Below are 26,663 nucleotides of genomic sequence, written 5' to 3'. Positions count from 1 at the left end.
CGTGCCTTAAACCTGGGCCGGCTGTCCGATGGTGACGCCGGTGCGGCGGATCTGTTCGCGCAGATTGCCGGGTTCGATCTTGCCGTCCGCCCCGACCTGCACCGGAGCGATATAGGGTCCGATCGCGCCAACGTCATCGGCGACGGACTCCGCAAGCAACGCCTTGGCCTCGTCGGAGTTGCGCACGATCGCGGCTTCCGAGAGGTCCGCAGACCAGCTCTTGGCGGCGGTACGATAAACCACGATGCCGTCCCAGGTCCGGTTGGCGGTCACGATCGAGGGGCCGGCGATCTTGATCTTCTTCTGTTCAAGCGGGGAGGTCATTCGGCTGCATCCAGGAGGTCAGAGATGATTTGCTTTGGGGATTGGCGGTAAAGCGAGCCGGCATGCCGGACCACCTCGCCGATAATGAGGATGGCAGGACCGCCTTGGGTCCGCCGCACCAGTTCCGGCAGATCGCGCAGCGTGCCGACGGCACCTTGCGCGTCGGGACGCGTGACGCGGGCGAACACGCCCACCGGCGTCTCCGGCGAACGGCCGGCCGCAAACAAGCCGGCGCGTATCGCGGGCGCCGCGGTCATGCCCATGTAGACCACGACGGTCATTTTGGTGTCGGTCAGCGTCGACCAGTCCACGACTTCCGCGTCGCGCGCCTTGTGCGCGGTGAGGAAGGTGATGCGGGTCGCTTCGTGACGATAAGTGAGCGGCACCTCGAAATCGGCGGCGCCGCCAAGCCCTGCGGTGATGCCGGGAATGATCGAATAGGCGACACCTGCGGCGCGCAGGGCTTCCACCTCTTCGCCGCCGCGGCCGAACACGAAGGGATCGCCACCCTTCAGCCGCACCACACGCTGGCCGGATTGCGCGGCCTCGATCATGCGTTTGTTGATGGCGTCCTGGCCGATACCGGGCTTGCCGACGCGGCGGCCGACCGCAACGCGCGTCGTGTCGCGGCGGATACGGTCGAGAATTTCGCCCGAGACCAGTTCGTCATGGAAGACGATGTCGGCGTCCTGCAATGCGCGTAGCGCCTTGATGGTGAGGAGATCGGGGTCGCCGGGACCGGCGCCGACCAGCGCGACCGAGCCTTCCGGCTTGTCTGCACGTGCGAATTCGGAAGGATCAGCAATCGCCTTGAGCGAGGCGTCAGCCTCGGCCCTGCGGCCGGCGAGCACGGCGGCGCCGATCGGACCGTCGATCACGCGCTCCCAGAACCGGCGACGCAGCGGAAATTCGGCGATGCGCTCGTTGATGGCTTTGCGGAAGCCGCCGATGAACTCGGCGAGTTCGCCGATGCGGGCCGGCAGCAGCGCCTCGATCTTCTCGCGCACGCGCCGCGCCACCACCGGAGAAGTGCCGCCGGTGCCGACCGCGACCACGACATCGCCGCGATCGACGATTGCCGGGAAGATGAAGCTCGAATGCTCGAGATCGTCCATGACGTTGACGGGCAGGCCGAGCGCCTTGGTGCGAACGGACATCGCAACGCCAACATCGCCCGCACCTGCGCAGACGATGGCGATGACGCCCGAGAGGTCAGCGGTGAGCGGATCGACGGACACGATTTCGATACGGGCTGCGTCCTCGGAGCTCAGCCCCAGATCCAGATTGCCGTCGATCGCATGCACGCGGATGCGCGCGCCGGCGGCGGCGAGCACGCGCAGCTTGGCGCGCAAAAGCTCGCCCGTGCCGATGAGGACCACCGGACCGGTCTTGAGATCGAGAAACACCGGCAAGAACCGCATACGACACTCGCTTCCCCGATACGGGGTTGACTGGAATTATTTTCTATATATGTGTCGTTCCGAGCGCGCAAAGAGAAAATTTTTTCTTCTACTCTGCGCAGCGACTATAGAATTTTCGGCTTCCAACGCAAAGTGCCAGAGATGCATCTTCTCAAGGACGATTCCGCAGCAGCCGGAGTGAGCAGCCCGGCCCCCGTCAGCCGCGCGGGCTCGCAAGAATTTTCTGCTGATGTTGCGCCCAGCATGGACCATCTCGACCAGCTTGAGGCGCAGAGCATCTACATCTTCCGCGAGGCCTTCGCCCGGCTCAAGAAGATCGCGCTGCTGTGGTCGCTTGGCAAGGACTCCAACGTCATGATCTGGCTGGCGCGGAAGGCCTTCTTCGGCAAGATGCCGTTCCCCGCCCTTCATGTCGACACCGGCAAGAAGTTTCCGGAGATGTATCGGTTTCGCGATCGCTACGGCAAGGAGTGGGATCTCGATTTGCGTGTCGAGCCCTGTCCGCCGATCGATGCTGTCGATCCGACGCTGCCGCCGGCGGCCCGCTCGGCTGCGCGCAAGACCGAAGGCCTCAAGATGGCGCTCGGCAAATATGGCTTCGACGGCCTGATCGCCGGCATTCGCCGCGACGAGGAGGCCACGCGGGCCAAGGAGCGCGTGTTCTCGCCGCGCGGTCTGGAAGGGAATTGGGACGTGCGCGACCAGCCGCCGGAGTTCTGGGACCATTTCAACGCCTCGCCGCCGCAAGGCGCGCATTTGCGCATCCACCCGATCCTGCATTGGACCGAGGCCGACATCTGGGCCTACACCAAGCGCGAGAACATTCCGATCATCCCGCTCTATCTATCGCAAAACGGCAAGCGCTATCGCTCGCTGGGTGATCAGGACATCACGAACCCGGTCGCGTCGACGGCCTCGAACATCGACGAGATCCTGATCGAGCTCGAGCAGACCAAGGTGCCGGAACGTTCCGGCCGCGCGCTCGACCACGAGACCGAGGACGCTTTCGAGCGCCTGCGTGTCGCCGGCTATCTCTGATTCCTGAGGACGCAACGCGGCCATGAACATGATCGTCACCCCCGCTTCGCCTGCGACCCCGAACGGCACCACGCGTCCGCAGGTGCGCATCGTCATCGTCGGTCATGTCGACCACGGCAAGTCGACGCTGGTCGGCCGCCTGCTGCACGAGACCGGCAGCCTTCCCGACGGCAAGCTGGAAATGCTGAAAGCCGTCAGCGCGCGGCGCGGCATGCCGTTCGAATGGTCGTTCCTGCTCGATGCGCTCCAGACCGAGCGCGACCAGGGCATCACCATCGACACCACGCAGATCCGTTTTCGCACCAATTCGCGCGACATCGTGCTGATCGACGCGCCCGGCCACGCCGAATTCCTCCGCAACATGATCACCGGCGCCTCGCAAGCCGACGGCGCGGTGCTGATCATCGACGCGCTGGAAGGCGTGCGCGACCAGACCAGGCGGCACGGCTATCTCCTGCATCTGCTCGGCGTGAAGCAGGTCGCGATCGTCGTCAACAAGATGGACCGCGTCGACTTCTCCGCCGATCGCTTCAAGGAGATCAGCGCCGAGATCTCGGCGCATCTGCAAGGCCTCGGCGTGAAGCCCACGGCCGTAATTCCGATTTCCGCCCGTGACGGCGACGGTGTCGCGGAGCGCACCGGCCGGATCGGCTGGTACCAGGGACCGACGGTGGTCGAGGCGCTGGACCAGCTCGAGCCGGCGCGCCCGCTGGAAGCGCTGGCGCTGCGCCTGCCGGTGCAGGCGATCTACAAGTTCGACGACCGCCGCATCGTGGCGGGCCGGATCGAATCCGGCAGCCTGATTGCCGGCGACGAGATCGTGATCATGCCGGCCGGCAAGATCGCCAAGATCAAGACGGTCGAGAGCTGGCCGGCGACGCCGGTCGCGGGCCGACAGGGCGCGGGCCGCTCGGTCGGCATCACCCTCGACCGCGAATTGTTCATTGAGCGCGGCGACATCATCGCGCATGCGAGCAGCGCGCCGCGCGAGACGCGCCGGCTGCGTGCGCGGATCTTCTGGCTGCACGACAAGCCGCTCGCCAAGGGCGACCAGCTCCTGGTCCGCTGCGGGCCGAAGGAAAGCCGCGCGACCGTGGTCGCGATCGAGAAGGCGGTCGATCCGGGCGAGCTCTCGAGCGTCGAGAACAAAGCGATCGGCCGCAACCATGTCGGCGAGATCGATATTTCTCTGTCGAATCCGATTGCCACCGATCCCTATACCGAGAACCCGCGCACCGGTCGCCTCGTGATCGAGGTCTCCGGGCGCATCGCCGGCGGTGGTCTCGTGCTGTCGGTCGATGCCGGCCAGCGCGCCGTGCCCGTCGACATCGTGCCGGTGGAATCTGCGCTGCGTCCCGACGAACGCTCCGCGCGCTATCAGCACAATGGCGCCGTGGTCTGGCTCACCGGCCTGCCGGCCTCCGGCAAGTCGACGCTGGCAAAAGCGCTGGAACGCCGGTTGTTCACCAATGGCGGCTCGCCGATCCTGCTGGACGGCGACACGCTGCGCGCCGGCCTCAACAGCGATCTCGGCTTCTCCACCGCCGATCGCAGCGAGAATATCCGCCGCCTCGCAGAAGTCGCGACGCATCTTGCGCGTAACGGCCACATCGCCATCGTGGCCGCGGTCTCGCCGGCCCGCGAGGATCGCGCGACCGCGCGCCGCATCGCCGACACCGCATTCCGCGAGATCCATGTCGCGACGCCTGCTGAAGTGTGCGAGGAGCGCGACCCCAAAGGCCATTACAAGAAGGCGAGAGCCGGCGCTCTGGCTTCGTTCACCGGCATCGGCAACGACTACGAGGCGCCGCAGGCTGCCGAGCTCGTGATCGACACCTCGGCACAGACCGTGGCCGAGGCCGCCGACGAGATCGAGCAGATGCTGAAGACGACCGGCGTGCTGTTCGACGAAGTCGTGGACCTCGCCGCGAATATTTGAGGACAATGCATCCGCGCATGCGGTGCGTTCCCTCCCCCTTCTGGGGGAGGGAGCGCACTTGTGCACGTGGCGCGGGACCAGGCTCAAACGTTTGTAGAACGAGCTCACGCCGCCTCGCCTTGACATTTTGACAGGCGTCCGGGGTCTTCTCACCGCCCCCTTTTTGGGGCTAATAGGGCCCCGAAAACCGCCCTCTATGGGCCCATTTTGCTGCTGCCGGGTCAAAAGCAGCCAAAAACAGCCATTTCCAACAAGAAAGCCCACCATGAAACGCGTCGACGCCCACGGATTGAAGATCGCTCCCATCCTGTTCGATTTCATCGCCAAGGAAGCGGCCCCAAAAACGGGGATCGCGCCGGATGCGTTCTGGGCCGGGCTTGCCGCCATCATCAAGGAGCTGGGGCCGAAGAACAGGTCGCTGCTCGCATTCCGCGACACGCTGCAGGCCAAGATCGACGACTGGCACCGTGCCAACAAGGGCAAGGCGTTCGACCTCAACGCCTATACCGCCTTCCTGAAGGAGATCGGCTATCTCGTCCCGGAGCCGGCGACGCAGAAGGTCGAGACCGCCAATGTCGACGATGAAATCGGCAAGATCTGCGGGCCGCAGCTGGTCGTGCCCCTCACCAATGCACGTTACGCGCTCAACGCGGCGAATGCGCGCTGGGGCTCGCTCTACGACGCCTTCTACGGCACCGACGCGATCCCGCATGATCCGTCCGAAGGCGGCAAGGGTTACAACAAGGCACGCGGCGACAAGGTGATCGCGAAAGCAAAAGCCTTCCTCGATGCGGCGGTGCCGCTGGCAACGGGCAGCCACACCGACGTCACCGCCTACAGCGTCGTCGCGGGCCAGCTCGCGGTGAAGCTGAAGAGCGGTAACGCCACCGCACTGAAGAATGCCGCGCAGTTCGCCGGCTTCCAGGGCGATGCGGCCGCACCGAGCGCGGTGCTGCTCGCCAACAACGGCCTGCATGTCGAGGTGAAGATCGACCGCAGCAGCGCGATCGGCAAAGACGATCCGGCCGGCGTCGCCGACATGATCATGGAGTCCGCGGTCTCCACCATCCTCGACATGGAGGATTCGGTCGCAGCCGTCGATGCCGAAGACAAGGTGCTGGTCTACCGCAACACGCTCGGCCTGATGAACGGCACGCTGTCGGCCGATTTCGAGAAGGGCGGCAAGACGCTGACGCGTTCGCTCAATACCGATCGCAGCTACAAGACGCCCGACGGCAAGGGCGAGGTCAAGCTGCACGGCCGCAGCCTGCTGCTGATGCGCAATTGCGGTCACCACATGTTCACCGACGCGGTGCTGGACGAGGAGGGCGAGGAGATTCCGGAAGGCCTGCTGGATGCCGCCGTCTCGGGCCTGCTCGCCATTCACGATCTCAAGGGCAACTCCAAGGTCAAGAACAGCCGCACCGGCTCGGCCTATATCGTCAAGCCAAAGATGCACGGCCCGGACGAGGTGTCGCTGACCTGCGAGATATTCGACCACGTCGAGAAGATGTTGTCGCTACCCGAGAACACGCTCAAGGTCGGCATCATGGACGAGGAGCGGCGTACCACCGTCAACCTCAAAGCCTGCATCCAGCGCGCCTCCAAGCGCATCATGTTCATCAACACCGGCTTCCTCGATCGCACCGGAGACGAGATCCACACCTCGATGGAAGCGGGCCCGATGATCCGCAAGAACGAGATGAAGGCGCAGGCCTGGATCAAGGCCTACGAGGACTGGAACGTCGACATGGGCCTGACCTGTGGCCTGCCCGGCCATGCCCAGATCGGCAAGGGCATGTGGGCCGCCCCCGACAAGATGGCGGACATGCTTACGCAGAAGCTTGGCCATCCGCAGGCCGGCGCCACCACCGCCTGGGTGCCCTCCCCGACCGCCGCGACGCTGCACGCGCTGCACTACCACCAGATCAACGTCGCCGCGCGCCAGCAGGAGCTGACCAAGGGCGGACCGCGCGCCAAGCTCTCGGACATCCTCACCATTCCGGTGTCGAAGTCGAACTGGGCCCCTGATGACGTCAAGCAGGAGATCAACAACAACTGCCAGGGCATCCTCGGCTATGTTGTGCGCTGGATCGACCAGGGCGTCGGCTGCTCCAAGGTGCCCGACATCCACGATGTCGGCCTGATGGAAGACCGCGCGACCTTGCGCATCTCCAGCCAGCATCTCGCCAATTGGCTACACCAGGGCGTGATCACCGAGGCTCAGGTGATGGAATCGCTCAAGCGCATGGCGGTCGTGGTCGACAAGCAGAACGCCGGCGATGCCATCTACAAGCCGATGGCGCCCGCCTTCGACGGCGTCGCCTTCAAGGCCGCTTGCGACCTCATCTTCAAGGGGCGCGAGCAGCCGAACGGCTACACCGAATACATCCTCACCGCCCGCCGCCGCGAGGCCAAAGCCCTCGGCTGACCAGGCGGCCGGCTGCTACTAGCCCACCCGGCTGGAAACACCAAAAGCCCCGGCTCGCGCCGGGGCCTTTTCGTTTGCGGCAGCACCGCGCGCGCTAGAACACTGCCAGATACTTCAGCAGCGACACGATACCGATGATGATGACGACAACGCGTGCGATCTGTTTGGCACGGCCGTCCATCGGCAGCATGTTGATGAGATAAAGTACGAGAATAACGACCAAAAAAGTGACGAGTACACCCACCAGCATCGCGAGACCCCCTTCAGACAAATTGCGATCGCTACTCTAACGCCCGCCGCGCGCACCGGTTCCATCGCTGCAACCCGTTGCAGATTATACTGAATCGTCAAGCGTCCTCCGAGACGCCGGACCCAGAGCCACCATCTCGGCCAAGAGTCAGTGACTTCCTGGGCAAGATCCGCGCGGAGTAGGGAAAGAGGGTTGGGAGAGAACTGCAGCCACACCTTCAGTGTCGCCGCGAACGCGGGGCCCGCGGCAACAGGGACTGGTTTGACGCGAGCCGGTAAGCACGGGTCTCCGCCAAACTACTTCCTGTGTTTAGGGGCCCGGAGCCCCGATTCGCGCGTCCGGGAGGACAGTGTTTATGCAGCCGCGAGCGTGGCAACGCGGCAAAGCCCGCCCTACTCCTTCGCCACCACCGGCACCTGGCGGAATCTGGCGCGCACCGAGTCCGGCAGCGGCGAGAAGTTCATCGCGACGCCGCGGCGGTCGTTGGCATTGCGGCTGGCGACCACGAGGCCGTCGGCGCCGGCGACGATGTCGCCCTTGCGCAAAGTGGGATCGTCGTCGACTTTGACCTGGGCGAGACCGACGGGATCCTTTCCGTTGCAGGTGCAGCCTGCGACGATCTCGTTGCGATAGCGGAACGCGTTGGGCAAGTCGGAATAGGATTTTCCCTTGTCCGTCGCGGCGTCGTCGATATTGCTGCCGTAGACCAGCGAAGTTTCCGAGGTCGGGCAGAAGCTCTTGCACGACTGCGCTTTGCTCTCGGCATCGTCTCCCTGTGCGGGAAAATAACGTCCGTCGCAGCCGCGCACGCAATAGGCCGTGCCGCCGCCATAGGAAGCGCGTCGGCGCGGAGTGTCGTAGCGCGGAGTGTCATCGGTTTGGAAGGGCATACGAATTTCCGGCGCCGGCCGGCCGCGGAAGCCGCCGAACAGCGCCGAGAAAAAGTCCTCTGCATGCGCCGATGGCGCCATCGCGAAGCCGAAGGAGGCGACGGCGAAGAACGCCGCCGCGCCACCGCCGAATTTGCCGATCGAACGTCTCTTCATGTGACCTCACTCGGCTCTAGTTTAGGGCCGACGTCGACATGTTCAGCGCCTGCCGACCTGAGGGCAGCGCCGTCACCGCCGGACGCTTGCGCACGGGATCACTGCCTTTCGCCATCAGCGGCGCGTTCTTTGGCAGCACAACAACCTTGGCACCGACGTTGACGCGGCTGAACAGGTCGGTGACGTCCTCATTGGTCATGCGGATGCAGCCGGACGAGACGAACTTGCCGATCGTAGTAGGATCGTTGGTGCCGTGGATGCGATATTGGCTCGAACCGAGATACATCGCCCGCGCCCCGAGTGGATTCCCGGGGCCGCCGGCGACGAAGCGCGGCAGATAGGGCTGACGCGCGATCATCTCGGCCGGCGGATGCCAGTCCGGCCACTCCGCCTTGCGGCTGACGCTCTGCACACCGGACCAAGTGAAGCCTTCGCGTCCGACGCCGACGCCATAGCGGATCGCACGGCCATTGCCGAGCACGTAGTAGAGATAGGTGTTGTTGGTATCGATCACGATGGTGCCGGCCGGCTCGCTGCGGTCGAAGCCAACGATCTGCTTGCGCAGGCGATCGGGCAGCTGGGCATCCTCGTCGGCCGCCTGCGGCGCCTCACTCACGTAGCCCTGCGAGTAAACCTGGTCCTGCGGGTAGCCCTGCGGCTGCATCGCCGCATAGCCGAGGGTTTGCCCGCTCGCGCCGCCGAAGGGCACCGTGGCCAAAGCGATTGCGAAGGCAAATGCGGTGGCGGCGCGCGGCGAAAAGCTGCGGTGGACTGCAGAGAACGTTGTCATGTGCTGCCCCGTTGGATGTGTGCATCAGGGTGATGCGCGTCCCAATGAACTCCGCAGATGCGGTCCAAGTTCCGGCGCCGTGCGCGGCAGCCTTGTCACAGTCAAGCGAGCACGTATTCACGAAGCCGCGATGGAACCGCCGCGACGCTCGCGCATTAACAGCGGTGAGTGGCGCGCGGATCGAGACTTCCGTGCGGGAGAGAGATTGTGCGCGTCCTTCCCAGCGAACGGGTGATTTCCGGCAACGGCGAGGGCGCCCCGCTTCCTGAGAGCCATACCGAGCTGCCGCCGGTGATCCGCCGCACCGAGTTCGTCACGTTCGCGCTCGCCGGCCTCTTGCTGATTGCCATCGTCACCGTACTCTATGTCGGCAGGGCGTTCTTCCTGCCCGTGGTGATGGCCTTCGTCACCGGCACCATGCTGTCGCCGGCGGCGAGCTTGCTTGAGCGCAGCAAAGTCCCACGGAGCCTCGGCGCCGTCCTGATCGTGGTCGCGGTGGCCACGGTGGTCGCCTTCGTGGTTGCGCTGATCGCCTCGCCCGTGATGGAGTGGAGCACGCGCCTGCCGGAGCTCGGCGCGCAGTTGAAAGACAAGCTGCACGTGTTCGACAGGCCACTTTCGCTGTGGCGCGACATGCAAGGCATGCTCGGCGGCTCGGAAGGATTGCCCAGCTTCCAGATGCCGAAGGTCGAGTGGGTGCAGCCGACGCTGGAATTCCTGTCGCCGACCTTTACCGAATTCCTGCTGTTCTTCGTCACCCTCATTCTGTTCATCGCAAGCTGGCGCGACCTGCGGCGGGCCATGATCATGACCTTCAGCAATCATGACGCGCGGCTGCGGGCGCTGCGGATTCTCAACGAGATCGAGGTTCATCTCGGCAATTACCTGTTGATGGTCACCGTCATCAATATCGGCGTCGGTGTTGCCACCGGCATCATCTGCGCGCTCACCGGCATGCCCAATCCGGCGGGGCTCGGCGCGCTCGCGGCAACGCTCAATTTTATCCCGATCATCGGGCCGGTGGCGATGTTCGCAGTACTGGTCGTGGTAGGGCTGGTCGCCTTCCCAACCCTCAGCGGGGGCCTCATGGCCGCGCTCGCCTTCGGCGGCCTCACCTTCCTGGAAGGACATTTCATCACCCCGACCATCATCGGCCGGCGGCTGGCGCTGAACGCACTTGCGGTTCTGCTTGCGCTGGCATTCTGGACCTGGATGTGGGGCCCGATGGGCGCTTTCCTCTCATCGCCGCTGCTGATCGTGGCCCTGATCCTCAAGGAGCATCTGTTGCCGGCGGATGCGCCGCAGCTGCCGCAGGACTGACCGGTTTCCGCAACCGGAACTTCCCCGATGACGAAACGTTCTCCGGCTATCTCAGCCGTCAACCGTTCGAGCTCCTGATGTCCACGCCCAACGCCGAAGCCGGGATGAGAGACTGGACCGACAAAGCCACCAGAGAACGCCTCGAGAAGGATGTAGCAGCCGTGAAAAGCGATATCGCCGCCCTCACCGACCAGATCACCGACGTGCTCAACACGTTCGCCAACTCCACCGGCAAACAGGCCCGCCGCGGCTATCGCCAGGCGCGCGAGAACGTGGATTCCGCGATGGACGACATGTCGGAGCGCGGCAGCGCAATGATGGGCGCGGCCCAGGAGGCCTACGGATCGATCGAGGAGACGCTCGAAGACGCGATCACACAGCGGCCGCTCGCGACAGTCGGGCTCGCGCTCGGCATTGGCTTCCTGATCGGCGCCGCCTGGCGCCGGTAGGCAGCGCGAACGGATATTGAGACGGCGGCGCTACCGCGCCGCCGATGCCGGCTTGTGGACGATTCGGCTTGTGGGAATTTGAGGAGCAAGGCCATGTTTCAGCGCATCATCGACGGGCTCAGTGCATCCACCGGCACGACTGTACGGCTGACCTCCCTGGCCGCTGGCGCGGCATTCGCGCTGTTCATCACCACGTGCTTCCTGTGCGCCGCGGCGTTCATCTCCGTGCTCAATAAGTATGGTCCGGTGCAAGCCTGCCTCGCGGGTGCCGGCGTTTTCTTTCTGCTGACCCTGGCTGCGGCGGTGAGTTACTGGGCCTATAGGCGCCAGTTGCGCAAGCAAGCCGAGATCGCGGCCGAGCGGACCGCGAAGTCAGCGGCGCAGAGCATGCTCGCGGACCCCATGCTGCTCGCCACGGGGCTCCAGATCGTTCGTGCCATCGGCGTCAAACGGCTGCTGCCCATCCTGGCGATCGGCGGAGTCGCCCTGGGCATCATGGCGAGCCGGGGCGGCGTGTCCGACGAGGTAGCGGCCGAACCGGCCGAGTAACGGCCCGATCGAACCGAAAATTTCGTTCTAAGTACTGCGAGCACCTCCCCTAGCTCGACACAGGCGACGCCGCGCAATTTTTCGCCAGGCGGCACGAATGCTCCCACTCACGCAAACGCTACTCGGATGGGCAGGCAGTTGCCGGTAAAAGCATCACCCTGATTCCCAAAGCTATTTTACTCAATGAAACCTTCGGTCAAGGCGAACCTCTCCGCGTTCCAGCACGACGCCAGGCTGTATTTGACGCTTGGCATCGCCAATTGGTCGGTGTTCGTCGATCACATCCCGAACAACGTCGTCAACCTGCTGACGCTGCGTAACTTCGGTTTCAGCGGCGCCGCCGACCTGTTTGTGTTCGTGGTGGGTTATGGCGTCGCGATCATCCACGGCCGGATCGCGCTGGAGCGCGGCTATGTCGTTGCCGCGACGCGCATTCTCCGTCGCGTCTGGCGGCTCTATGCCGCCTATGTCGTGCTGTTCGTGATCTATATCGACACCATCGCCTACGTCGCCTCGCAGTCGATGGCGCCGGAAATCATCCATGAATACAATATCTCGGGGATTCTCGAGCATCCGCTGCGCATCCTGGTCCGCGGCCTCGTGCTCCAGGAGGAGCCGCTGAACCTCGATCTGCTGCAGTTGATGATCCCGCTGATGGCCTTTTTTCCGATCGCGCTGTGGGGGCTGTTGCGGTGGCCGAACCCGACGTTGGCGGCATCGATCGGGCTGTATCTAGCCGCACGCTGGTTCGACTGGAATTTTCGGGTCTATCCGGACCAGGAGTGGACCTTCAATCCGCTGTGCTGGCAGATGCTGATGGTGCTCGGGGGTTGGTTCGCCGTGACAGACGCGCCCGGCCGCGCATTGCGCGACATGCCCTGGCTGCGGATACTCGCCGGGGCCTATCTCCTATTCGCGATGGCCGTCACCTTGCTGCGCCATTCGCCGGCATTGTCGGCATATTTGCCGGACCTTCTGCTCGACAGCATCGCGCCGACGGACAAGGAAAACCTTGCCCCCTATCGCGTGGTTCACTTCCTCGCGCTCGCCTTCCTCGCGACCCATCTCATTCCGGCCGATCATCCTGGACTGCGGCTGAGGCCACTGCAGGCGGTCATCCGATGCGGCGAGGAATGGCTCGCCGTCTTTTGCGTCGGGGTGTTCCTGTCCTTTGCCGGCCATCTCATCCTGATCACCAGCGCCAATCTGGTGGTGATGCAGATCGTCGTGAGCCTCGCCGGATTCGCCGCGATGACCGCGGTGGCCTACTATGTCGCCTGGTCGAAATGGCAGGATCTGCCCGCCGCCTTGCGGCAGCAGGCCTAAAACGCGATGTGATCAGCATGCATCATCATCGCGCTTTAGGCTGTTGTTTGAGCATCATGCTTTGGCCGTCGCGATTCCGCTAGGTTAGCCGCCGCCGCTGCGCTATCCCGGAGCAGCAGCGGGTTGCGTGAGGGGACCGGGCGTGGTGACGGCGAATGGCGGGGGTGACGGGGCCGACAGCGCTCCTCGGCGCGGCCGGCCACGGTCGATCGAGACCAGCAACGCCATTCTCGACAGCGCCTATGCGCTGATGGCTTCCACCGGCCTTGCCGCCACCACCATCGACGCGGTCGCCCGCCACTCCAGCGTCTCCAAGATGACGATCTACAAATGGTGGCCGTCGCGCGAGGCGCTCTTGATCGACGCCTTCCTCCAACATGCCGCGCAGATGCTGCCGCTGCCCCCGGTGAGTTCCGGCAACCCCGCGGCGCGCGCGCGCCGCCATGCCGCGGCCTATGCCGAGGCACTCCAGGGCGAGTTCGGAAAGGTTCAACTCGCCGTCATCTCCGAATGCATATCCAAGACCGGCTCCGCCGAAATGTTCTACGCCCGCTATCTGCAATTCCGTCGCGACGCACTGGTGGAGATGATTGCGGAAGGCCAGAACGACGGCAGCATCCTGGCCGATGGGGCGGCCGAGGATCTCTACGACGCGATCTACGGCGGGCTGTTCTATCGCTACGTCTTCGGCATCGCGCCGATCACACCAGCTTATGCCCGCCATCTGGTCGACCTGGTGTTGCGACCGAAGACTTAGCCGTACGACGTTTATCGCGCAGACCTCACCGGCGCAGAGATCTTGTCCGTGCGATCGCGTTCGGTCATGTCGACCACCGTCTCCATGGGCGCGGTCAGCTCATAGACGTAGGAGGCCTCGGTGAAGTAGCGCTTGGCGGTGCCGCCGAGCGCCTCGGGGGCGACACGGTCGAGCAGGATCAGGCCGAAATCCGAATCGGGGCGGCGCGTCGCCTCGCTGGTGTTGAGCTCCTCCCAGCGGAAATGGAAGACCTCCTCAGTCCTCTCGCCCGTCACGGTCCAGCTGGCGGTGATGTGCGGATGCTTTCCGACCAGCGACAGGCCCTCGTCGGAATGCGAGGCCAGTTCGAAGAACAGCAGTGAGAGGCTCTGCGCCGCGCGCGCGCTGACGGCGATGTCGGGACCGGTCACGGCGATGCGATCGGCATGCGGAATGGCGCGTGCCTCGAACAGGCCCTTCAGCTTGACCCCCTGCCACTGGCTCTCGCTGAGCAGAGAGACCACGTTCGACATGGCGTGGATGCGGCCGATCAGGAGTTCGCGGGCGACGTCGATGTCCGCGCCGTGACGCAAGGTGCGCGTCACGATCGACTGGATGACCGCAAGGATGTTCTTGACCCGATGGTTGAGCTCGTCGATCACCGCGGTCAGCCGGCGCTCAAAGCCGATTCTGACCTGGATTTCCCGGCTGAGCCGCAGATTGTTGTAGGCGACATAGCCGAACAGGCCGCACACCATCGCAGTGATCGCAAAGCCGATCGCCGCCACGATGATCGCGGTCTGCTCGGCGCGGCGCACCGAGTTGCTTTTCGCGTAGTAGCCGAGCTGCCAATCACGGCCACCGAAGCTCATCGTTCGGGTTGCCGACGGCGCCGGTCCGTCCACCAAGCCCGTGCGCGTCGAAACCACGCCCTGGTCGTTGGCGATCAGCTCGCCGCCTTCCTTGCGCGGATCCCTGAGCGCGACCGAGAACAATGACATGTCGTCATTGGTCAACATCAGCGAGGCAAGCTCGTAGGAGAACGTGACGAACCCGGCCGGCTCGGTTGCCCCCTCCGGAATGACGGGTGCGGCCACGATGAGGCCGACTGGCCCGTCTGCGCGCAACAGCGGAACCGGGTCCGAAGCCACCGACCTCTTCGCGATCCGTGCGCGCGTCAACATGGCGCTGCGAACCGGGTCCTGATCGTAACTGCGGCCCGGCAGAGCCTTGGTCTCGTCGCTGCGCGGCTCGAGATCCAACAGCACGTCGATCGGCTGTGTGATCTCGGCCGGATCGATCGGCTTGTCGTCATAGGCGCGGATCTTCGGATTCGGGAAGCCGGCGCCGCCAATGGCAGCCTGCGCCGCCGTAAGCTCGTTCGGCTTCAGCCGCGCAACCCAGCCGGCCACCACGAAATCCGTCTTGAAGGCGTAGATGGCCGAGCGCAGCGGCTCCAGCATGTTCGGCTTGATCACGGATGGCGTGCGGAACAGGCCTGAGGCGACACGCGCGAGCAGTTCGCGCTCGGTGAGACGATCCTGGACCAGGCTCGCGTGAACGTCGATCGCACGCGCAAGCGCGATCCGATCCAGCGCCAGCTCCTGGTCGTGGACGCGATAGGCCGCGAGCCCGGAGAGCAAGGCTCCGAGCAGGGCAATGAAGCCGATGATGAAACCCAGCCGGACCACGCGACTACTCAGGCGAAAGCAGGAGGTCGGCAATAAACAAGGAGCATATGAACGCCGCTCGAACGGCTACGTGCCGAAACAGGGTGAATCCCAGTGGCAGAGATAATGGCGGAGGAGACATCGGTACGCAACGTAGGTCGCCTGAAAAGCTTAATCCATCCGGCCTATGGTCTGGCCGGGGATGGATTGCCCGGGCGCCGGAGGTAATCAATCGCCGTGTCCGAAATTTGTTCCGTAGCTGCGGCTCGACCCCAGGGTTGACGGCGAAAAACGCGTGCGCCAAGTCGTCGCGCCGTCAGCCTGCCCGTCTCAAGCCGCCTTTGGCCTCGATGAAGCCGACGATGCGGTCAAGTCCCTCGCTCTTCTTCAGATTGGTCATGACGAAAGGGCGCTCGCCGCGCATGCGCCTGGCATCCGTGTCCATCTTTTCCAGGGAGGCACCGACATGGGGGGCGAGGTCGATCTTGTTGATGACCAGAAGGTCGGACCGGGTGATGCCGGGGCCGCCCTTGGACGGGATCTTGTCGCCGGCCGCCACGTCGATGACGTAGATGGTCAGGTCGGCCAGCTCCGGGGAAAATGTAGCAGCCAGATTGTCGCCGCCAGACTCGATCAGCACGAGATCGAGCCCGGGAAATTTGGCGCGCATGTCCGCGACCGCGGCGAGGTTCATCGAGGCATCCTCGCGGATCGCCGTGTGAGGGCAGCCGCCGGTCTCGACGCCGGCAATGCGGTCCGGCGTCAGCGAGCCCGAACGCACGAGGAACTCCGCATCCCATTTGGTATAGATGTCGTTGGTGATCGCGGCGATGTCATAGCGTTCGCGCATGGTCTTGCAGAGCAGGTCCATCAGCGCGGTCTTGCCCGATCCGACCGGACCGCCGATGCCGACACGCAAAGGGCCGTGAGATTTCGACATGGAATTCGCTCGCTCTCGCTGGGTTGAAGGCCGCCTCGCTCTCACGATCGGAACAGCCGCGTATATTGCGTCTCGTGCCGCAGGCTGGCGAGATCGGCGCGGAAACTCGCGCTGCCGAGATCGTCCAATGTTGCATTCAGCGCACGATTGGCGGTCGCGGCCACTGCGGCTTCCAGCATTACCAGCACGCGCTGGCTGTCCGTCTGGCCGAGCGGAATGAGCCGGCTGGCTGCAGAAATCCAGTTCGAGACCAGCGCATGCAGGAAGGCGTGCAACGTCGGCGCCAGGGACACACCGTGCTTAGCTGCGACCACGCCGACCGCGACCGGATAGACCAGTGGCGTGCGGCATGCCGCGACCATGGCATCCAGCCCGTCGGCATCCCAGGCGGCCCGGGCGATGTCGATGAAGGCGCGGCCCTGCGAGCTCGTCTCCAGCTGCCGCTCGCGCGAGGGCACGAAGGCGGCAGCGAGCTCGGCGATATCGCTCAAAGTGGCCTCCTCGCCCGCCTCGGTCGCGCGATACGCATGGACCAGGAACGTCGCATCGCAGAAGCCGGAGCCGTCGCCGAGCATGGCGTCGAGCCAGTCGGCCAGGCTCGCGGTATCGGTGATGTCGCCGGCCTCGACCGCCCATTCGATGCCGCTGGAATAGGAGAAACCGCCGACCGGGAATGCCGGCGACAACCAGGTCATCAACCGGTACAGCGCCGCCGCCTCGCGCTCGGCGAGGTCACCGGCACGGACCGGCTCATTTGTGGTCATGAGCATGCGTGTGGCCGTGCTGATGGTCGGGGTGGTCGCAATGCTCGTCGTGGTGATGGTGGTGATCGTGACCGTGGTCATGCGCGGTATGGCCGTGATGATCGTGGCCGTGATGATCATGGTGATCATGATGACCGCGTTCGGGATGCACATGGTCGTCGTGCCCATGCGCGTGGCCGGCATCGGCATAGGCGCCCCCTTCCGGATCGAACGGCGCCTCGATCTCGATCACGCGCGCACCGAGCCCCGTCACCATGGCTTCGATGACGTGGTCGCGGCGGATGCGCAAGGCTTTGGCCATGATCTGGGTCGGCAGATGGCGGTTGCCGAGGTGCCAGCCGACGCGAATGAGGTGGTGCGGATCGCGGCCGCGGATCTCGAGCAGCGGCTCGGGTGCCGCCACCACTTCGACCAGCCGGCCGTCCTCCAGCACCAGCGCATCACCGCCGCGCAGCGCGACGGCATTCTCCAAGTCGAGCAGGAATTCGAGCCCCCGCGTCCCCGTCATCGCCATGCGGCGCCGGTGCCGATCGTCGAAATCGAGCACAACCGTATCCGCTGGCGCTTCCGTGAAGCGGTGCTGTCCCTGAACCTGCGTCGCCCGGATCATGCGCTTTTACCCTGTTACCGTGTCTCGACCTTCTCGGGCGTGATCACTTCGATCTTCGGCGGTGCCGTGAAGCACTTTACCGCCACGCGGCCGAACGTCTTCATATGTTCCATGCCACGATGCGGCACCAGCGCCTCGGCATTCTCCCACTGCTCGACGAATACCATCTTGGCGGGGTCGGTGACGCTCTCATGCAGATCATAGGCGATATTGCCGGGCTCTTTCCGCGTCTCCTTGATGCAGGCGGTGGCCGCAGCAATGAATTCGGCGCGTGTTTCAGGCTTGATGGTCAAGGTGGCGACGACGTAGATCACGAGAAATCCTCCCGGCTTTTCTTTTGAAGGTACGATACCGGGCCGACATTAGACCAGGCGGGATCGAACGCAAAACCGCAAAAGCCTCTCCCGGGCATGCGCTTAGAACATGTTCTTGGGACATATTCTTGGGACATGCGTTGAGGCGCTATTTTCAGTACATGAAATATCGCTGCGCCATCGGAAGCACCTCGGCAGGCGCGCAGGTGAGCAGCTCGCCATCGGCGCGCACCTCATAGGTCTCCGGATCGACCTCGATGTCAGGCGTGGCGTCGTTGTGGATCATGCTCTTCTTGGAGATCTTGCCGCGGGTGTTCTGGACGGCATAGAGCTTCTTCTCGATGCCGAGCTTTCGCGCGAGGCCGCCGGTGATCGCCGCTTTCGAGGTGAACACCACGGAGGATGCCGTGCGCGCCTTGCCGTAGGCACCGAACATGGGCTGGTAGTGCACCGGCTGCGGCGTCGGGATCGAGGCGTTGGGATCGCCCATGGGCGCGGCGACGATGCTGCCGCCCTTGACGATGCAGTCCGGCTTGACGCCGAAGAAGGCCGGCGACCACAGCACGAGATCGGCAAGCTTGCCCTTCTCGACGGAGCCGATCAGCTTCGACACGCCGTGCGCGATCGCCGGATTGATGGTGTATTTGGCGATGTAGCGCTTGACGCGAAAATTGTCGTTGTCCTTGCCCTTGTCCTGCGGCAATGCCCCGCGCTGCTTCTTCATCTTGTCCGCGGTCTGCCAGGTCCGGATGATGACCTCGCCGAGCCGGCCCATGGCCTGCGAGTCCGAGGACATCATCGAGAGCGCGCCGAGGTCGTGCAGGATGTCCTCGGCGGCGATGGTTTCCTTGCGAATCCGGCTCTCGGCGAAGGCCAGATCTTCCGCGATCGAGGGATCGAGGTGGTGGCACACCATCAGCATGTCCAGATGCTCGTCGATGGTGTTCCGGGTGAAGGGCCGCGTCGGGTTGGTCGAGGACGGCAGCACGTTCTTCAGGCCGGCGACCTTGATGATGTCAGGCGCGTGACCGCCGCCGGCGCCCTCGGTGTGGAAGGCATGGATGGTGCGGCCCTTGAACGCCTTGATCGTGTCCTCGACGAAGCCGGATTCGTTCAGCGTATCGGTGTGGATCATCACCTGGATGTCGTGAGCGTCGGCAACCGACAGGCAGTTGTCGATCGCCGCCGGCGTCGTGCCCCAATCCTCGTGCAGCTTCAGCGCGCAGGCGCCGGCCTTGATCATCTCGACCAACGCGGCAGGCCGCGAGGCGTTGCCCTTGCCGGAAATGCCGAGATTGACCGGAAAGGCGTCGAACGACTGGATCATCCGCGCGATGTGCCAGGGACCTGGCGTGCAGGTGGTGGCGAAGGTGCCATGCGAGGGGCCGGTGCCGCCGCCCAACATCGAGGTCACCCCGCTCATGAGCGCGTGCTCGATCTGCTGCGGGCAGATAAAATGGATGTGGCTGTCGAAGCCGCCGGCGGTGAGGATCTTGCCTTCGCCTGCGATCACATCGGTGCCGGGACCGATGATGATGGTGACGCCGGGCTGGATGTCGGGATTGCCGGCCTTGCCGATGCCAGCGATCATGCCGTCCTTGATGGCGACATCGGCCTTCACGATGCCCCAGTGATCGACGATCAGCGCATTGGTGATGACGGTGTCGGCCGCGCCCTGCTTGTTGGTGACCTGCGACTGCCCCATGCCGTCGCGGATCACCTTGCCGCCGCCGAACTTCACCTCCTCGCCATAGGTGGTGAAATCCTTCTCGACCTCGATGATGAGATCGGTGTCGGCCAGCCGCACCTTGTCGCCGGTGGTCGGGCCGAACATGTCGGCATAGACGGAACGCTTCATCTTGACGGACATCACAAGCCCCGTTTGCGTTTGAATGTTTGGTGCGTCACAGCAAGGCCCTCGCTGCTTTCACGGCATCATCGAATTTCTCTTCAAGCCAGGCATTGCCGCCGCGGCAGCCCGCGACCACTTGCGTGGCCCATCCGACGTAATCTGCGAGATCGTCGCGCTCCTCGGCACTCGGGTCGGTCTGAATGCGCGCCCCTGTATTGCTGATCTTGTCGGCGATCTTGATCAGTTTTGCGCCCGGAGATTTGTGCGGAGCGTCTTCGATCTGCTTCCGCCGCCGCTCGGCCTTCGGCAGGCTCATGTCGTCAGTGCATTCCGCGACGAGCGAGGCAACACGCTCGGAAAACAGCTGCGCGAGCTCCTCGCGGGTGGTGTCGGTGTCCTCGACGCAATCATGCAGCCAGCCGGCGGCGACCAGCTCGGCGTCGACACCATCCGTCGCCGTCGCAAGCAGGTTCGCGACTTCGGCAAGATGATTGATGTAGGGCTCGTTGCCGCGCCCCTTGCGCGCCATTCCGTTGTGGCGATGCGCAGCGAATTCGGCGGCTTCGGAAACGAGGCGGATTGGGGACAGCATGATCATGCCTCCTCGGAACCGTGAGACGCACCACCCTCGCCATGAGTCAGGGGCGCATCGCTGGAAGGGTTCCCTCCCCCCTTGCGGGGGAGGGTTAGGGAGAGGGGTGCCGCTTGCTCCGCCGCCTCGAGAATGGAAAGAACAACGCCCTCGAGATTTTTCATCATGTCTTCATTGCTGAAACGCAGCACGCGATAACCGCGAGATGCGAACCATTGATCGCGGCGCTCATCATGCCGGATACGTTCTTCGAAGTCGTGACTCTCGCCATCGAGTTCAACGATAAGCTTGCAGGAATGCGCGACGAAATCGGCGATGTAGCCGCCCATGGGGGTCTGGCGACGAAAGGCCAAACCCGCGAGACGATCGGCTTTCAGGTAACGCCAGAGCAGCGTCTCCGCGCGAGTCATCTCGCGCCTCAAGCGTTTGGCGCGAGTCCTTTGAAGCGGAGAGACTTCGTCGTTTGGCATACCCCTCTCCCCAACCCTCCCCCGCAAGGGGGGAGGGAGCCTGACCGGCGTGCTCACCTCACATCGCTTCAAAGCTTCCCCATGACTTCGCCGCGGAAGCCGTAGATGGTCTTCTTCCCGGCCATGGCGACGAGTTGCACGTCGCGAGTCTGGCCGGGCTCGAAGCGGACGGCGGTGCCGGCCGCGATGTCGAGGCGCATGCCGCGGGCCTTCTTACGGTCGAACTTCAGCGCCGGGTTGGTCTCGAAGAAATGATAGTGCGAGCCGACCTGGATCGGGCGGTCACCGGTGTTGGCCACCGTCAGCGTCACGGTCTTGCGGCCGGCATTGAGCTCGATCTCGCCGTCCTGAATGAAGAGTTCGCCGGGGATCATGCTTCTCTCCTACCTGATCGGTTCGTGCACGGTGACGAGCTTGGTGCCGTCCGGAAAGGTCGCCTCGACCTGGATGTCGTGGATCATCTCTGGGATTCCCGGCATCACCTGGTCGCGAGTGAGGACCTGCGCGCCGGATTGCATCAACTCGGCGACGGTGCGGCCGTCGCGCGCGCCTTCCAGGATGAAATCAGAGATGATCGCGATCGCCTCGGGATGGTTGAGCTTGACGCCGCGATCCAGCCGGCGGCGCGCCACAATGGCTGCCATCGAGATTAGAAGCTTGTCCTTTTCGCGCGGAGACAGGTTCATGCGACATCTCTTCCGTTCAACACGTCAATTCAGCCAGTCAATTCAGCCAGAGCCGCGGCAGAGTCGCACCGGTACGCGCCAGCACCGCCATCATGTCGGCGCGCAAGCGCGCCGCATCTTGGGCACAGAACCGCGCCATTGCAAAGCCATTCCACGCCGAGATTCCGACCTCACCCGAGAATGCATCCGAGGCCTCGCGAAGGCGCTCGATGAGGGTCTCGTCGCCGGGGACGATCAAGGCTGTGCCGATCGCGGCGCCGCCTTTGGCAACGGCCGATCGGTCGAGCTTTGCGCCGATATTGCCGTCGAGCCGGATCGTCTCGGCAAACACCAGCCTGCCGCCACGACGCAGCCGCCAGCGATCGACGAACTCGCCCTGCTCCATCCGTTCGCCCATGGCGGTGCGGCCGAATACGACGATTTCGCAAAGCAGGAGCGAGGCGTTCTCGTCGAGCGCGATGTCAAAGCGACGGTGGATCTTGGCGCGGTCGAACAGGATGGTTTCCTGAGGCAGCCAGGCGAGATGCGCGCCCTCATCGACCTTCAATCCAACACCGAGGCGGGCCGCCGCCCCGGGCGCACGATAGACCTTTTCGGCGGCCGCCGTCGTCAATGTCAGGCGCGAACCCTGGCCCGCTGTGATGTCGATATCGAAACTGTCCCCACCGGCGATCCCGCCGGCCGTGTTGACGAACACGCCGGAGAGTCCATCGCTTTCCGGCGAAGGAAAGCGCACGCGCAGCGAGCCGGATTCATGCAAGACGCCGCGCCGGGTCACACCATCGCGCGCATGCACGTCGAAGCGCACCGCGCCGCGAGCCCGGTTCGCCTCGAAAACCCCGGACGTGACTGAAAAATCGCTGCGCATCCGCCTCCCCAGCCGGTCGCTGCAGATGGCTTACAGCGCCATCTGGCGGCTGATCTCGCCCGGATCGAGATTAGAGCGATCGCAGGTGAACTTCACCGCGCCGCGATCCATCACGGCGAAACTGTCGCCGAGTTCGCAGGCAAAGTCGAGATATTGTTCCACCAGCACGATCGCGATGTTGCCGAGATTGCGCAAATAGGAGATGGCGCGGCCGATGTCCTTGATGATCGAGGGCTGGATGCCTTCGGTCGGCTCGTCGAGCAGCAACAGTTTTGGCCGCATCACCAGTGCGCGGCCGATTGCCAGCTGTTGTTGCTGACCGCCGGAGAGATCGCCCCCGCGCCGACCAAGCATGGACTGCAGCACCGGGAATAGCGAGAACACGTCGTCCGGAATGTGCCTGTCCTCGCGCTTGAGCGGACCAAAGCCGGTCTTGAGGTTCTCCTCGACCGTCAGCAGCGGAAAGATCTCGCGGCCCTGCGGCACGAAGCCGATGCCCTTGCGCGCGCGCTCATAGGGCTTCAGGGCCGTGATGTCGCTGCCGTTGAGCACGATCGCACCCGAGGAGATCGGATATTGCCCGACCATCGCACGCAGGAGCGACGTCTTGCCGACGCCGTTGCGCCCGAGCACGCAAGTGACCTTGCCCGGCTCGGCCGCGATCGAGACGCCGCGCAGTGCCTGCGCCGCGCCGTAGAACAGGTTGATGTCCTTGACCTCAAGCATGGCTCAGCGTCCCAGATAAACTTCGATGACCCGCTCGTTGGACGAGACCTGGTCGATGGTTCCTTCCGCGAGCACGGTGCCTTCGTGCAGGCAGGTGACCTTGACGCCGAGCTCGCGCACGAACGTCATGTCGTGCTCGACCACCATCACGGTGTGGGTCTTGTTGATTTCCTTGAGTAACTCGGCGGTGAGATGCGTCTCGACGTCGGTCATCCCTGCGACCGGCTCGTCGACGAGCAGGAGCTTCGGATCCTGCGCGAGCAGCATGCCGATCTCCAGCCACTGCTTCTGGCCGTGGCTGAGGCTGCCGGCAAGACGGTTGCGGGCGTCAGTGAGACGGATCGTCTCCAGCACCTTGTCGATGCGCTCGGACTCGGCCTTGCTGCCGCGCCAGAACAGCGTGCCCTTGACGCTGTGATCGACATTGAGCGCGAGCAGGAGGTTGTCCTGCACGGTCTGGCTCTCGAACACGGTCGGCTTCTGGAATTTGCGGCCGATGCCGAGCTCGGCGATGCGGGTCTCGTCGAGCCGCGTGAGATCAGTGACGCCGTCGAACAGGACGGTGCCCTCGTCCGGCTTGGTCTTGCCGGTGATGATGTCCATCATCGTGGTCTTGCCAGCGCCGTTCGGGCCGATGATGGCGCGCATCTCGCCGGGCTCGAGCGTCAGCGACAGATTGTTGATGGCATGGAATCCGTCGAACGAGACGTGCACGCCGTCGAGATAGAGCATCGCAGATGTTGTGCGAGTGTCCATGACGTTCATCGCGCTACTCCGCCATTTTGGGTTCGATAACGCCGTCTTCGGCCGCAGCGCTCGCCAGGGTTGCGGCGTTGCGCTTTTCCTTGGACGAATCCCACCAGGTGTTGAAGGTGCCGACGATACCCTTCGGCAGCAGCAGCGTCACCAGGATGAACAATGCGCCGAGCATGAACAGCCAGTACGGCGCCAGCATGCCGGAGGTGAAGAACGTCTTGGCGTAGTTGACGACGACGGCGCCGAGCGCAGCGCCGACCAGCGTGCCGCGGCCGCCGACCGCGACCCAGATCACCGCCTCGATCGAATTGCCCGGCGCGAATTCGGATGGATTGATGATGCCGACCTGGGGCACGTAGAGCGCGCCGGCAACGCCGGCCATGCAGGCCGACACCGTGAACACGAACAGCTTGTAGGATTCGACGCGGTAGCCGAGGAAGCGGGTGCGCGATTCCGCGTCACGCACGGCGATCAAGACCTTGCCCAGCTTCGAGGAAACGATGGCGCGGCAGATCAGGAAGCAGACGATCAGCGCGAGGCAACTCAGCGCGAACAATGCGGCACGCGTGCCCTCGGCCTGGACGTTGAAGCCGAGGATGTCCTTGAAGTCGGTCAGGCCATTGTTGCCGCCGAAGCCGAAATCGTTGCGGAAGAAGGCGAGCAGCAGCGCATAGGTCATCGCCTGCGTGATGATCGAGAGATACACGCCGGTGACACGGGAGCGGAACGCGAGCCAGCCGAAGCAGAAGGCGAGCAGGCCCGGCACGACCAGCACCATCAGCGCGGCGAACCAGAACATGTCGAAGCCGTACCAGTACCAGGGCAGCTTCGAATAGTTCAGGAACACCATGAAGTCGGGCAGGATCGGGTTGCCGTAGACGCCGCGGCTGCCGATCTGCCGCATCAGATACATGCCCATGGCGTAGCCGCCGAGCGCGAAGAACGCGCCGTGGCCGAGCGAGAGGATGCCGCAATAGCCCCAAATCAAATCGATCGCGAGCGCGAGGATGGCATAGCAGACGTATTTGCCCCACAGCGCGACGAGATAGGTCGGCACTTGCAGGAACGACCCTGCAGGCAACAGGAGGTTGGAGAGCGGGATGAGAATGCCGCAGGCCGCGACGACGGCAAGGAAGATCGTCGCGCTGCGATCCAGCGATCGCGTCAGCATGTGAGGGGTCATGCTTCCACCGCACGGCCCTTGAGCGCGAACAGACCGCGCGGCCGCTTTTGAATGAACAGGATGATCAGAACGAGGATGGCGATCTTGCCGAGCACCGCGCCGGCGACCGGCTCCAGGAATTTGTTGGCGATGCCGAGCGTGAAGGCGCCGACCAGCGTGCCCCAGAGATTGCCCACGCCGCCGAACACCACGACCATGAAACTGTCGATGACGTAGCTCTGGCCAAGATTGGGGCTGACATTGTCGATCTGCGACAGCGCCACCCCGGCGATGCCGGCAATGCCGGAACCGAGTCCAAATGTGAGCGCATCGACGCGCGAGGTGGCGATGCCCATCGAGGCCGCCATGCGGCGGTTCTGCGTCACCGCGCGCATCTCGAGGCCCAGCGCGGTGTAGCGCAGCATCGCGAGCAGGATCGCGAACACGGCGAGCGTGAACACGAGGATCCAGAGCCGGTTATAGGTGATGGTGATCTGGCCGAACTCGAACGCGCCGCTCATCCAGGAGGGGTTGCCGACCTCGCGGTTGGTCGGGCCGAACATGGTGCGCACCGCCTGCTGCAGCACCAGCGACAGGCCCCAGGTCGCCAGCAGCGTCTCCAGCGGACGGCCGTAGAGGAAGCGGATGATGCTGCGCTCGATCAATACGCCGATCGCGCCGGCGACGACAAAGGCGAGCGGCACGGCGATCAGCAGCGAATAGTCGAACAGGCCGGGATAGCGGGTGCGGATCACCTCCTGCACTACGAAAGTGGTGTAGGCCCCGATCATGACCATTTCGCCATGCGCCATGTTGATCACGCCCATCACGCCGAAAGTGATGGCGAGCCCGATTGCGGCGAGCAGCAACACCGAACCGAGCGAGAGGCCGTACCAGGCATTCTGAACCATGGACCAGATGGCGAGCGAAGACTGGATCGATCCGATCGCGCTCGCGGCGGCCTTGGTCACCGAAGGCGGCTGGTCGCCCAGGCCGGTGAGCAGCGCCATCACCTCCTGGTCGCCGCGGACCTTGAGCGTCGCGACCGCCTCGAGCTTCTCGACCTCGGAGGCATCCGCCTTGAACAGCAGAATGGCTGCGCGGGCCTCGCCCAGCGCCGTCTTGACGGATCTGCTGGTTTCCTTGGCAAGCGCGGCGTCGACCGCCTCGAGCGCGGTCTCCTCATGCGACTTGAAGACGGACTGCGCCGCCTGAAGCCGCGTCCCGACGTCCGGCGATTGGAGCGTCAGGCCGCCAACCGCGGCATCGACACTGCGGCGCAGGCGGTTGTTGAGGCGGACCGCGCTCGCGCTGTCGGGAACGCTGGCCACCGGCTGACCGGTCGCGGCATCGATCGACTTGCCGTCGGTGCCGGTGACGTAAACCTTCTTGCTGTCGGGGTCGGCCATGAGGCGGCCGTCCTGGAGCGCGCTGATGATGGGGAAAGCCAGTGGATTGCCGCTGCCCGCCACTACGCCGATTGCCTCTTCCGTGTCGGAATAATCGTCATTGGCGAATTTGGCGACCCCATCCTCGAACGGACCGGCGAGGGCCGGCGGCGCGAACGCGATCAGCAACAACGAGAGCGCAAGCGAGCAGAGGCGCGCGGACAAATAGGCTAGCACTGTGAATGA

28 protein-coding genes are annotated in these 26,663 nt (G+C 64.3%); 8 read left to right on the top strand and 20 right to left on the bottom strand.

Features of this window, described 5'->3' with window-relative positions:
• Positions 1–6: 6 nt before the first annotated feature.
• Together IVB28_RS03970 and cysG are read right to left on the bottom strand one after the other, a co-directional pair.
• Positions 7–324, bottom strand: coding sequence for a DUF2849 domain-containing protein (locus IVB28_RS03970; protein ID WP_247524745.1), 318 nt, complete (start codon positions 322–324; stop codon positions 7–9).
• Complete coding sequence (gene cysG, locus IVB28_RS03965) at positions 321–1,745, bottom strand: siroheme synthase CysG (RefSeq protein WP_247524744.1); 1,425 nt, start codon at positions 1,743–1,745, stop codon at positions 321–323. Before cysG ends, IVB28_RS03970 begins: the two co-directional genes overlap by 4 nt.
• A gap of 243 nt (positions 1,746–1,988) precedes the next feature.
• Between cysG and cysD the strand changes: the two genes are divergently transcribed.
• The 3 genes from cysD (at position 1,989) to IVB28_RS03950 (ending at position 7,153) form a co-directional block, all read left to right on the top strand.
• Complete coding sequence (cysD, locus tag IVB28_RS03960) at positions 1,989–2,783, top strand: sulfate adenylyltransferase subunit CysD (RefSeq protein WP_247524743.1); 795 nt, start codon at positions 1,989–1,991, stop codon at positions 2,781–2,783.
• 22 nt (positions 2,784–2,805) lie between these two features.
• A complete protein-coding gene (gene cysC, locus IVB28_RS03955; protein ID WP_247524742.1) occupies positions 2,806–4,722 on the top strand; it encodes an adenylyl-sulfate kinase in 1,917 nt (638 codons plus the stop codon).
• A gap of 265 nt (positions 4,723–4,987) precedes the next feature.
• Complete coding sequence (locus tag IVB28_RS03950; RefSeq protein WP_247524741.1) at positions 4,988–7,153, top strand: malate synthase G; 2,166 nt, start codon at positions 4,988–4,990, stop codon at positions 7,151–7,153.
• A gap of 94 nt (positions 7,154–7,247) precedes the next feature.
• Here the strand turns inward: IVB28_RS03950 and IVB28_RS29390 are convergent, their stop codons facing one another.
• The 3 genes from IVB28_RS29390 to IVB28_RS03940 all read right to left on the bottom strand — a co-directional run bounded on the left by IVB28_RS29390 (position 7,248) and on the right by IVB28_RS03940 (position 9,239).
• Positions 7,248–7,403, bottom strand: coding sequence for a Thivi_2564 family membrane protein (locus IVB28_RS29390; RefSeq protein ID WP_007599832.1), 156 nt, complete (start codon positions 7,401–7,403; stop codon positions 7,248–7,250).
• 392 nt (positions 7,404–7,795) lie between these two features.
• Positions 7,796–8,449, bottom strand: a complete 654-nt coding sequence (locus tag IVB28_RS03945; RefSeq protein ID WP_247524740.1) for a DUF2865 domain-containing protein — start codon at positions 8,447–8,449, stop codon at positions 7,796–7,798.
• Positions 8,450–8,465: 16 nt separating this feature from the next.
• Positions 8,466–9,239 carry a L,D-transpeptidase gene (locus tag IVB28_RS03940; RefSeq protein ID WP_247524739.1) on the bottom strand — a complete coding sequence of 258 codons (774 nt, stop codon included), beginning with the start codon at positions 9,237–9,239 and terminating at the stop codon, positions 8,466–8,468.
• Positions 9,240–9,446: 207 nt separating this feature from the next.
• Between IVB28_RS03940 and IVB28_RS03935 the strand changes: the two genes are divergently transcribed.
• The 5 genes from IVB28_RS03935 (at position 9,447) to IVB28_RS03915 (ending at position 13,640) form a co-directional block, all read left to right on the top strand.
• Positions 9,447–10,559, top strand: coding sequence for an AI-2E family transporter (locus IVB28_RS03935; protein ID WP_247524738.1), 1,113 nt, complete (start codon positions 9,447–9,449; stop codon positions 10,557–10,559).
• Between the two features lie 77 nt (positions 10,560–10,636).
• Positions 10,637–11,008: a DUF883 family protein gene (locus IVB28_RS03930; RefSeq protein ID WP_247524737.1), complete on the top strand. Its 372-nt coding sequence runs from the start codon at positions 10,637–10,639 to the stop codon at positions 11,006–11,008.
• 93 nt (positions 11,009–11,101) lie between these two features.
• Entirely contained in the window at positions 11,102–11,557 is a 456-nt protein-coding gene (locus IVB28_RS03925; RefSeq protein WP_247524736.1) for a hypothetical protein, read from the top strand.
• Between the two features lie 183 nt (positions 11,558–11,740).
• Entirely contained in the window at positions 11,741–12,883 is a 1,143-nt protein-coding gene (locus IVB28_RS03920; protein ID WP_247524735.1) for an OpgC domain-containing protein, read from the top strand.
• A 142-nt stretch (positions 12,884–13,025) separates the two neighbouring features.
• Positions 13,026–13,640, top strand: coding sequence for a TetR/AcrR family transcriptional regulator (locus tag IVB28_RS03915; RefSeq protein ID WP_247524734.1), 615 nt, complete (start codon positions 13,026–13,028; stop codon positions 13,638–13,640).
• Between the two features lie 11 nt (positions 13,641–13,651).
• Here the strand turns inward: IVB28_RS03915 and IVB28_RS03910 are convergent, their stop codons facing one another.
• From IVB28_RS03910 to urtB, 15 genes are all read right to left on the bottom strand, one after another.
• Positions 13,652–15,310 (bottom strand): HWE histidine kinase domain-containing protein, encoded by a 1,659-nt coding sequence (locus IVB28_RS03910; RefSeq protein ID WP_247524733.1) that lies wholly within the window; start codon positions 15,308–15,310, stop codon positions 13,652–13,654.
• A gap of 295 nt (positions 15,311–15,605) precedes the next feature.
• Positions 15,606–16,229, bottom strand: a complete 624-nt coding sequence (gene ureG, locus IVB28_RS03905) for an urease accessory protein UreG (protein WP_247524732.1) — start codon at positions 16,227–16,229, stop codon at positions 15,606–15,608.
• A gap of 41 nt (positions 16,230–16,270) precedes the next feature.
• Positions 16,271–16,999, bottom strand: a complete 729-nt coding sequence (locus IVB28_RS03900; RefSeq protein ID WP_247525334.1) for an urease accessory protein UreF — start codon at positions 16,997–16,999, stop codon at positions 16,271–16,273.
• Positions 16,980–17,603: an urease accessory protein UreE gene (locus IVB28_RS03895; RefSeq protein ID WP_247524731.1), complete on the bottom strand. Its 624-nt coding sequence runs from the start codon at positions 17,601–17,603 to the stop codon at positions 16,980–16,982. Before IVB28_RS03895 ends, IVB28_RS03900 begins: the two co-directional genes overlap by 20 nt.
• Before the next feature lie 14 nt (positions 17,604–17,617).
• Positions 17,618–17,917 (bottom strand): putative quinol monooxygenase, encoded by a 300-nt coding sequence (locus tag IVB28_RS03890; protein ID WP_018318764.1) that lies wholly within the window; start codon positions 17,915–17,917, stop codon positions 17,618–17,620.
• A 154-nt stretch (positions 17,918–18,071) separates the two neighbouring features.
• Entirely contained in the window at positions 18,072–19,787 is a 1,716-nt protein-coding gene (gene ureC / locus IVB28_RS03885; protein ID WP_247524730.1) for an urease subunit alpha, read from the bottom strand.
• A gap of 34 nt (positions 19,788–19,821) precedes the next feature.
• Positions 19,822–20,361: an HD domain-containing protein gene (locus IVB28_RS03880; protein WP_247524729.1), complete on the bottom strand. Its 540-nt coding sequence runs from the start codon at positions 20,359–20,361 to the stop codon at positions 19,822–19,824.
• Positions 20,362–20,363: 2 nt separating this feature from the next.
• Positions 20,364–20,831 (bottom strand): DUF559 domain-containing protein, encoded by a 468-nt coding sequence (locus IVB28_RS03875; RefSeq protein WP_247524728.1) that lies wholly within the window; start codon positions 20,829–20,831, stop codon positions 20,364–20,366.
• Between the two features lie 68 nt (positions 20,832–20,899).
• On the bottom strand, positions 20,900–21,205 hold the full coding sequence (locus tag IVB28_RS03870; protein WP_061880972.1) for an urease subunit beta: 306 nt from the start codon (positions 21,203–21,205) through the stop codon (positions 20,900–20,902).
• A 9-nt stretch (positions 21,206–21,214) separates the two neighbouring features.
• Complete coding sequence (locus tag IVB28_RS03865; protein ID WP_007605424.1) at positions 21,215–21,517, bottom strand: urease subunit gamma; 303 nt, start codon at positions 21,515–21,517, stop codon at positions 21,215–21,217.
• A gap of 37 nt (positions 21,518–21,554) precedes the next feature.
• Positions 21,555–22,385, bottom strand: a complete 831-nt coding sequence (locus IVB28_RS03860; RefSeq protein WP_247524727.1) for an urease accessory protein UreD — start codon at positions 22,383–22,385, stop codon at positions 21,555–21,557.
• Positions 22,386–22,415: 30 nt separating this feature from the next.
• Complete coding sequence (urtE, locus tag IVB28_RS03855) at positions 22,416–23,111, bottom strand: urea ABC transporter ATP-binding subunit UrtE (RefSeq protein WP_247524726.1); 696 nt, start codon at positions 23,109–23,111, stop codon at positions 22,416–22,418.
• Between the two features lie 3 nt (positions 23,112–23,114).
• Positions 23,115–23,876: an urea ABC transporter ATP-binding protein UrtD gene (gene urtD / locus IVB28_RS03850; RefSeq protein ID WP_247524725.1), complete on the bottom strand. Its 762-nt coding sequence runs from the start codon at positions 23,874–23,876 to the stop codon at positions 23,115–23,117.
• 4 nt (positions 23,877–23,880) lie between these two features.
• Positions 23,881–25,050 carry an urea ABC transporter permease subunit UrtC gene (gene urtC / locus IVB28_RS03845; protein ID WP_247524724.1) on the bottom strand — a complete coding sequence of 390 codons (1,170 nt, stop codon included), beginning with the start codon at positions 25,048–25,050 and terminating at the stop codon, positions 23,881–23,883.
• The gene (gene urtB, locus IVB28_RS03840; protein ID WP_247524723.1) at positions 25,047–26,654 is read right to left on the bottom strand and encodes an urea ABC transporter permease subunit UrtB; all 1,608 of its coding nucleotides are present in this window, start codon (positions 26,652–26,654) and stop codon (positions 25,047–25,049) included. Before urtB ends, urtC begins: the two co-directional genes overlap by 4 nt.
• Between the last annotated feature and the right edge of the window lie 9 nt (positions 26,655–26,663).

Origin of the sequence: Bradyrhizobium sp. 199, assembly GCF_023073355.1 — a bacterium.
In the GTDB taxonomy this organism is placed as follows: domain Bacteria; phylum Pseudomonadota; class Alphaproteobacteria; order Rhizobiales; family Xanthobacteraceae; genus Bradyrhizobium.
Note: the sequence above shows the minus strand (reverse complement) of the source record. Positions and strands in the feature narration are given on the sequence as shown.

What these genes read in the sequence shown, in the direction of transcription:
- IVB28_RS03970 (WP_247524745.1), bottom strand. Translation starts at nt 324, where the DNA reads ATGACCTCCCCGCTTGAACAGAAGAAGATCAAGATCGCCGGCCCCTCG.
- cysG (WP_247524744.1), bottom strand. Translation starts at nt 1,745, where the DNA reads ATGCGGTTCTTGCCGGTGTTTCTCGATCTCAAGACCGGTCCGGTGGTC.
- cysD (WP_247524743.1), top strand. Translation starts at nt 1,989, where the DNA reads ATGGACCATCTCGACCAGCTTGAGGCGCAGAGCATCTACATCTTCCGC.
- cysC (WP_247524742.1), top strand. Translation starts at nt 2,806, where the DNA reads ATGAACATGATCGTCACCCCCGCTTCGCCTGCGACCCCGAACGGCACC.
- IVB28_RS03950 (WP_247524741.1), top strand. Translation starts at nt 4,988, where the DNA reads ATGAAACGCGTCGACGCCCACGGATTGAAGATCGCTCCCATCCTGTTC.
- IVB28_RS29390 (WP_007599832.1), bottom strand. Translation starts at nt 7,403, where the DNA reads ATGCTGGTGGGTGTACTCGTCACTTTTTTGGTCGTTATTCTCGTACTT.
- IVB28_RS03945 (WP_247524740.1), bottom strand. Translation starts at nt 8,449, where the DNA reads ATGAAGAGACGTTCGATCGGCAAATTCGGCGGTGGCGCGGCGGCGTTC.
- IVB28_RS03940 (WP_247524739.1), bottom strand. Translation starts at nt 9,239, where the DNA reads ATGACAACGTTCTCTGCAGTCCACCGCAGCTTTTCGCCGCGCGCCGCC.
- IVB28_RS03930 (WP_247524737.1), top strand. Translation starts at nt 10,637, where the DNA reads ATGTCCACGCCCAACGCCGAAGCCGGGATGAGAGACTGGACCGACAAA.
- IVB28_RS03925 (WP_247524736.1), top strand. Translation starts at nt 11,102, where the DNA reads ATGTTTCAGCGCATCATCGACGGGCTCAGTGCATCCACCGGCACGACT.
- IVB28_RS03920 (WP_247524735.1), top strand. Translation starts at nt 11,741, where the DNA reads ATGAAACCTTCGGTCAAGGCGAACCTCTCCGCGTTCCAGCACGACGCC.
- ureG (WP_247524732.1), bottom strand. Translation starts at nt 16,229, where the DNA reads ATGTCGAAATCTCACGGCCCTTTGCGTGTCGGCATCGGCGGTCCGGTC.
- IVB28_RS03900 (WP_247525334.1), bottom strand. Translation starts at nt 16,999, where the DNA reads ATGCTCATGACCACAAATGAGCCGGTCCGTGCCGGTGACCTCGCCGAG.
- IVB28_RS03895 (WP_247524731.1), bottom strand. Translation starts at nt 17,603, where the DNA reads ATGATCCGGGCGACGCAGGTTCAGGGACAGCACCGCTTCACGGAAGCG.
- ureC (WP_247524730.1), bottom strand. Translation starts at nt 19,787, where the DNA reads ATGTCCGTCAAGATGAAGCGTTCCGTCTATGCCGACATGTTCGGCCCG.
- IVB28_RS03880 (WP_247524729.1), bottom strand. Translation starts at nt 20,361, where the DNA reads ATGCTGTCCCCAATCCGCCTCGTTTCCGAAGCCGCCGAATTCGCTGCG.
- IVB28_RS03875 (WP_247524728.1), bottom strand. Translation starts at nt 20,831, where the DNA reads ATGCCAAACGACGAAGTCTCTCCGCTTCAAAGGACTCGCGCCAAACGC.
- IVB28_RS03870 (WP_061880972.1), bottom strand. Translation starts at nt 21,205, where the DNA reads ATGATCCCCGGCGAACTCTTCATTCAGGACGGCGAGATCGAGCTCAAT.
- IVB28_RS03865 (WP_007605424.1), bottom strand. Translation starts at nt 21,517, where the DNA reads ATGAACCTGTCTCCGCGCGAAAAGGACAAGCTTCTAATCTCGATGGCA.
- IVB28_RS03860 (WP_247524727.1), bottom strand. Translation starts at nt 22,385, where the DNA reads ATGCGCAGCGATTTTTCAGTCACGTCCGGGGTTTTCGAGGCGAACCGG.
- urtE (WP_247524726.1), bottom strand. Translation starts at nt 23,111, where the DNA reads ATGCTTGAGGTCAAGGACATCAACCTGTTCTACGGCGCGGCGCAGGCA.
- urtD (WP_247524725.1), bottom strand. Translation starts at nt 23,876, where the DNA reads ATGAACGTCATGGACACTCGCACAACATCTGCGATGCTCTATCTCGAC.
- urtC (WP_247524724.1), bottom strand. Translation starts at nt 25,050, where the DNA reads ATGACCCCTCACATGCTGACGCGATCGCTGGATCGCAGCGCGACGATC.